The organism is Xanthomonas sp. SHU 308 (assembly GCF_000364645.1).
GTDB lineage: Bacteria > Pseudomonadota > Gammaproteobacteria > Xanthomonadales > Xanthomonadaceae > Xanthomonas_A > Xanthomonas_A sontii.
In genome coordinates, this window is the sequence record NZ_AQOK01000346.1 from 1 (window position 1) to 4,850 (window position 4,850).

A 4,850-nucleotide genomic window follows, 5' to 3' on the forward strand; every position below is an offset into this window, starting at 1 on the left:
CCGGCGCAGGGTGTCGGCGACGTGCCGGCCCATCTGCTTGGCGGCCGGTGCCACCCCGGGAACCGGGCGGCCGTCGGCCTGCTGCAGCGCGGCCAGGTCGCCGGCCACGAACAGCTCCGGATGGCCGGGCACGCTCAGGTCCGGCTGCACCTGCACGCGGCCGCTGCGGTCCAGCGGCGTCTGCAGGGTCTTCGCCAGCGGCGAGGCGGCCACGCCGGCGGCCCAGACCACGGTGCGCGCCGGTACGAAGGTGCTGCCGAGGCGATAGCCGCTGGCGTCGATGTCGGCGACCGGCACGCCGGTCAGCACTTCCACGCCGAGCTTCTCCAACTGCTTCTGCGCCTTGGCCGAGAGGTGTTCGGGGAACGAGGACAGCACCCGCGGGCCGGCCTCGATCAGCCGCACGCGCGCCTCGGCCGGGTCGATGCGGCGGAACTCATGCTTGAGCGTGTGCCGCGCGATCTCGGCCAGGGTGCCGGCCAGCTCGACGCCGGTGGGGCCGCCGCCGACGATGGCGAAGCTGAGCCAGGCCGCGCGCGCGGCCGGGTCGGTTTCCGCCTCGGCACGCTCGAACGCCAGCAGCAGGTGCCGGCGCAGTTGCAGCGCGTCGTCCAGGGTCTTCAGCCCAGGCGCGTGCGCGGCCCAGTCGTCGTGGCCGAAATAGGCGTGGGTGGCGCCGGTGGCGACCAGCAGGTAGTCGTAGGCCAGCGCCTGGCCATCGGCCAGGCGCACTTGCCGCGCCTGCTTGTCGATGTCGACGACTTCCCCAAGGCGCACCTCGACGTTGTCCTGGTGGCGCAGGATCTGCCGCAGCGGCGCGGCGATGTCCGGCGCCGACAAGCCGGCGGTGGCGACCTGGTACAGCAGCGGCTGGAACAGGTGATGGTTGCGGCGGTCGATCAGGGTGATGCGCAGCGGCGTCCTGGCCAGGGCGCGGGTGGCCCACAAGCCGGCGAAGCCACCGCCGACCACGATCAGGTGCGGCACGCGTGTGTCGTTCATGCAGGACTCCAGGAGCGGGAGAAAGAGGAGAGCGTCCGGTATCGGCGCGGCGGTCGCCTCGCAGTCGCGCGCGCACCGATCCGCCGGAACGCGCGCTGCCGAAAAGGCGCTGCGCGCTCGTCGAGGGCCGGACCTGCATGTCCGTATAGTAGCGCGATGCCAAGCGCGGTCAGCGACATGGAGGACGCACGCTCATGCCAGCGACAGTGAAGCCGCGCGCATCGGCGCCGCCGCCGGCGCTGCTGCCGTCGCGCTGGCGCAGCCTGCTGTTCTGGGCCAAGACCCGTGCGCTGCAACTGCGCCGCGCGCTGCACGATCTGCGCGACGGTCCGCGCCGGCATCGCCGCGATGCCGGCCTGGCGATCGCCGACGGCAGCTGTGCCGAATCCGTCACCGCGCTGTGGCCCGACAGCGAGGAGACCGCGCCGCAGCTGGTGGCCGGCAAGATCCACAACCTGCGCCTGGCCGCGCGTGCGCTGCACGGCGTGGAGGTGCCGGCCGGGGCGACCTTCGGTTTCTGGCGCCAGCTCGGCCGCGCCACCCGCCGCCGCGGCTTCGTCGCCGGCCGCGAACTGCGCGAGGGCTGCCTGGTGCCGTCGATCGGCGGTGGCCTGTGCCAGGTGTCCAATGCGATCTACGACGCGGCGCTGCGACAGGGGTTGGAGATCGTCGAGCGGCATCGCCACACCCAGGTGATTGCCGGCTCCCTGGCCGAGCGCGACCGCGACGCGGTGGTGTTCTGGAACTACGTGGACCTGCGCCTGCGCGCCGCCGCGCCGTGGCGGCTGGAGGTGTGGCTGGACGGCGAAGCGCTGCACGTGCGCATCCGTGGCGGTGCCGTGGCGCCGGTGGCGTTGCCGTTGTCGCCGCTGCAGCGACCCACCGCGCCGGCCGGTGTCGACGCCGCCAACGACTGCACCCGCTGCGGCCGCAGCGCCTGCCATCGCCATGTGCCAGCGGTGCCCGATGGGCTGCACCGCACCTGGCTGGTCGACGAGGACTGGCCGGAATTCGCCGAAGACCGCCGACGCCGGCAGCAACCCGGCGACCGCGTGCTGGCGCTGCCGCGGACCAGCGTCGCGGCCTTGCGCGCGGCGCTGCTGCGGCGCTGGTGGTTGTGGCGCGGCATGCCGTTGCCGCAGGCGCGCCAGCGCGCGCAGCGCATCCGCCTGCAGGCGCTGCGGCGGCGCCTGGGCGCGCGCGATGTCGACCTGGTGGTGCCGCAGAGCCTGTTGCCGGAGCTGTGGCTGGCCGGCGAGTTGCAGGGCCGGCGCTGGGACGTGTACATGACCGCCTTGCCGATGCATCTGCTGCAGGCGCGCCTGGACGTGGCCGCGCAGCGGCATCCGCACAGTCCCACCCTGCGCGATTTCCGCGCCGATCCGGCGCTGGTCGCCGCCGAGCGTGCGGCACTGGCGCAGACGCGGCACTGGATCACGCCGCATCGCGAACTGCTGGCGCTGGCCGGCAGCCGCGGCCTCGCGCTGGCATGGCAACGGCCGGCGCTCCCGGCAGCCGCGCCGGAGCATGCGGCCATCATGGTGGACGCCGTACCGCGGGTACTGCTGGCGGCCTCGGCGCTGGCGCGCAAGGGCGCCTACGAACTGCGTGAGGCGGTGCGTGATTTGCCGCTGGTGTTGCTGCTGCCGCCCGGTGCGCAGGAGACGCCGGACTTCTGGAACGGCATCGCGGTGCAGCGGGTCGCGTCGATGGCCGAAGGCGTGCACGCTGCTTGCCTGGTGCTGCTGCCGGCGTGGATCGAACAACAGCCGCGCGGCCTGTTGCTGGCCATGGCGCTGGGCAAACCGGTGATCGCCACCGCCGCCTGCGGCCTGTCCGCGGACGCTGGCGCGTGGCGCTGCGTGGAGGCCGGCGACAGCGCCGCGCTGCGCGCGCAGGTGATCGACGCCTTGGGTCTGGCGGGCTGAGCAACGCACGAGGTGTCACGGCCGCTGGCGCGTTGCCCGCCTGCCTCGCTACGCGTCAAGCGGATGCGCTGTTCCTCTAGAGCGGCTCCGGGGGGAATACGGGTGGTGTCGCGATACGCGCCATTGCCTCATGCCTCGTAACAGCGGCTTCAACCGCGACGAAGCACTCCCGGTAACGCCTCATCGCGGCTGAAGCCGCTTCTACGGCATTGGACAGCGCGTCGGTTCTGCCGAGCTGCCACCACTCGCCGTGTCAGTACAGATCCTGCGGATCCACATCCAGCGACCAGCGCACCCGCCGTGCCTGCGGCAGCGCGTGGATCGCCGGCACCGCCGCGTCCAGCAACGCGTGCAGCGCGCGCCGCGTGTTGGCCGACAGCAGCAACTGGGTGCGCTGGAAACCGGCGCGGCGCGGCATCGGCGCCGGCATCGGGCCGAAGCGCTGCACCTCGTCCTGCACCGGCAGCAGCGCGCGTACCGCGGCGAGGAAGGCGTTGGCGTGCTCGACCTGCTTGGCCTCGGCGCGCAGCAGCGCCAGGTGCGCGAACGGCGGGAAGCCGGCGGCCTCGCGTTGCTCCAGTTCCGCGGCGGCGAAGGCGTGGTAGCCGCCGTGCACCAGGGTCTGCAGCAGCGGATGCGCGGGGTGGTGGGTCTGCAGCCAGACCTCGCCCGGGCGCGCGGCGCGGCCAGCGCGCCCGGCGACCTGGATCAGCTGCTGCGCCAGCTTCTCGCTGGCGCGGAAATCGGCCGAGAACAGGCCTTCGTCGATGCCCACCACCACCACCCGGCTCAATTGCGGCAGGTCGTGGCCCTTGGCCAGGATCTGGGTGCCGACCAGGATGCCGGGCGCAGTGCCGAGCGTGGCCAACTGCGTCTCCAGCGCATCGCGGCGCTGGGTGGTGCTGCGGTCGATGCGCAGCACCGGCACGTCCGGGAAGGCCTGCACCAGGCGCTCCTCCAGGCGTTCGGTGCCGATGCCCTGCGGCTGCAGGGCCAGGCTGCCGCAGTCCGGGCAGGCCAGCGGCGCCGGCTGGCGCGCGCCGCAGTGGTGGCATTGCAGGCGCCGGCCGCCGGCGTGCACGGTCATCGGCGTGGCGTGCAGCGGGGTGCTGCAGCGCTGGCACGGCGCGGTCCAGCCGCAGTCGTGGCACAGCAGCACCGGCGCATAGCCGCGGCGGTTCTTGAACACCAGCACCTGGCCGCCGTCGGCCAGTGCCGTGCCGATCCCGGCCAGCACCTCCGGCGACAGCCCGTCCTGCAGCGGGCGCTTGCGCACGTCGAGCACGCGCACCGTCGGCGGCTTGGCGTCGCCGGCGCGGCGGGTCAGGCGCAGGTGTGCGTAGCGGCCGCCGGTGGCGTTGTGCAGGCTCTCCAGCGACGGCGTGGCGCTGCCCAGCAGCACCGGCACGTCCAGCGCCTTGCCGCGCACCAAAGCGAAATCGCGGGCGTGGTAGCGGATGCCGTCCTGCTGCTTGTAGCTGCCGTCGTGTTCCTCGTCGACCACGATCAATCCTGCCCGCGGCAGCGGCACGAATATCGCCGAGCGGGTGCCGACCACCACCCGCGCCTCGCCGCGCCAGGCGGCGGCCCAGACCCGGGCGCGTTCGTTGTCGTTGAGCCCGGAATGCAGCGCGTGCACCGGCACCCCCAGCCGGGCGCGGAAGCGGGCCAGGGTCTGCGGGGTCAGGCCGATCTCCGGCACCAGCACCAGCGCCTGGCGCCCGCGCGCCAGACAGGCGGCGATCGCCTGCAGGTAGACCTCGGTCTTGCCGCTGCCGGTCACACCGTCGAGCAGGAACGGGGCAAACCCGGCGGCGGCGACCACCGCGTCGATGGCCGCCTGCTGCTCGGCGTTGGGCACCGGCCCTGGCTGTGGCTGCGGCGCCGCGGCGCTGGCCGGCACCGCGATGCGCTCGGCGT

General features: G+C 73.6%; 3 protein-coding genes. 1 reads left to right on the forward strand and 2 read right to left on the reverse strand.

Going from position 1 to position 4,850, the window contains the following annotated elements; genetic code table 11:
* Positions 1 to 1,002 (reverse strand): NAD(P)/FAD-dependent oxidoreductase (locus D588_RS0112085; RefSeq protein ID WP_017916161.1); only part of this gene is annotated, 1,002 nt, incomplete at its 3' end.
* Between the two features lie 194 nt (positions 1,003 to 1,196).
* Between D588_RS0112085 and D588_RS0112090 the strand changes: the two genes are divergently transcribed.
* Positions 1,197 to 2,930: a VanW family protein gene (locus D588_RS0112090; protein WP_232764287.1), complete on the forward strand. Its 1,734-nt coding sequence runs from the start codon at positions 1,197 to 1,199 to the stop codon at positions 2,928 to 2,930.
* Between the two features lie 253 nt (positions 2,931 to 3,183).
* On the opposite strand, the gene D588_RS0112095 is transcribed toward D588_RS0112090, so the two are convergent.
* Positions 3,184 to 4,850 (reverse strand): primosomal protein N' (locus tag D588_RS0112095; RefSeq protein ID WP_017916163.1); only part of this gene is annotated, 1,667 nt, incomplete at its 5' end.